Origin of the sequence: Endozoicomonas sp. SESOKO2 (assembly GCF_024606245.1) — a bacterium.
GTDB lineage: Bacteria > Pseudomonadota > Gammaproteobacteria > Pseudomonadales > Endozoicomonadaceae > Endozoicomonas_A.
Genome location: NZ_JAHHPQ010000560.1, coordinates 1 through 1,427 on the forward strand (window position 1 = coordinate 1; position 1,427 = coordinate 1,427).

2 protein-coding genes are annotated in these 1,427 nt (G+C 46.6%); both read right to left on the reverse strand.

All coding sequences use genetic code 11. The features are described from left to right. Nucleotides 1-229: hypothetical protein (locus KDK17_RS13705; protein ID WP_257288287.1), on the reverse strand; the 229-nt coding region annotated here is incomplete at its 3' end. 9 nt (nucleotides 230-238) lie between these two features. Next, nucleotides 239-781: a hypothetical protein gene (locus KDK17_RS13710; protein WP_257288288.1), complete on the reverse strand. Its 543-nt coding sequence runs from the start codon at nucleotides 779-781 to the stop codon at nucleotides 239-241. Nucleotides 782-1,427 lie beyond the last annotated feature (646 nt).

Consider the following 1,427-nt stretch of genomic DNA (forward strand, 5'->3'; position numbering starts at 1 on the left):
TTTCGTCGTAGGTTGTAGACATGACCATATCCAGCTGATCCGACAGATATTTGCCTAACGTGTATTTGGCCTCAAAGATGCTGTGAAAGACCTTGGGTTTTTTTTCGGCACGCTCGGTAAGCCACTCCTTATCGTTAATGCGGCATAGATAGATGTCACCCTCAGCCGAGATCAATTCCAGGTGGGTCGGCTTCCGGCGAACAATGGCAGTCAGCGTTTTCAGATTCATAAACTAGCCTCACGAGTGTTTTCTGAGAATCCATGATCCCTTAAATGGGTTGTCTAACCTCTGGCTTCTGCCAGCCGGTTCCGCCTCAGGGATGTGTTGTGCAATCACATGCATCAGTTTTGAAAGGGAGTCAGGTTCAACATCCAGCATGACCACACTACCCCCCTGCTCTATGTGATCATGGAAAGGTTGAAGCCTGAAGTTGTCACTGGAAGCTCCGATCAAACCTCCCAGCCAGGTGGAGTAACCCAGTACCACCAGGCAAGAGAAAAAGGTAACGACTGAGGCAACGGGATGTCCCTCCGTTAACTCATGAACCGAGAGTCCGGTCAGAACTGTCAACAGGATGCCCACGAGAAACCCTCGTCCACCCGAGTGGACAGTGTCGTATTCCTCGAGGAAGGACAGATCATTCAGATGTTTTTTTTGCGTAGCCAGATGATCTTTGTGAGCGATGTGGATCCGGTTGTGGTTAACCCCTTCAGCTTCTGCAAGATCGTTCAACTTTTGGGCGAAGGAGAGGTCAGGCAGACGATAGAGTACTCTTAACATACAAAACACCTTTCTTCGGTGATTAATTAAGGTCTCAAAACCCAATGTTAGAGCGTTTACGCATAATTAGCGAATTTGGATCATATGGAAAGAATCAGGACTTTATAACGCACCTCTCTCTTACTAACTCTTTGAAGGCTCAATCAGCCAGAGACAGATAACCGTTTTTTTCGCCAGACCATCACAATTTCCAATTTTAGCGGCTCAGAGAAAGGTAGAGAGCAGACCTGGCGTTCACTCTGCGCAACGAGCCTCCGGCAGAGGCACATAGCAAGGTTGTCTTCATATAACTTTATTCTCACACTGGCTTCAAATTCAACGTTTGCTTTAACCGTGAGGCAAAGCTGAGTGAGGTGGAGGGGTAGAACCCGGGAACGAACGGGAAGAATTTGTCAGACACGGTTGCCGGATTGTTATGAACTTTATGGTGAATGAACTCTCTAAGAATAAATAACTATAAGGAATTTACTATGAATTTACCTCCTGTTCAGCCCTCTGAGCCAACAAGCTCCCAAGCTACTGCGTTTTCAAATCAACTTACAACAACTGACGATTATCATTCATTCCAGGTATTTATACCAAAAGTTGACTTCCTCTCGCCCCTGAAGGAGCGAGATTCCCGTTAGTCACCTAACAGGTTCCTGTT

Excerpts from the sequence above, each read along its gene's own strand:
- KDK17_RS13710 (WP_257288288.1), bottom strand. The coding sequence starts at position 781 with ATGTTAAGAGTACTCTATCGTCTGCCTGACCTCTCCTTCGCCCAAAAG.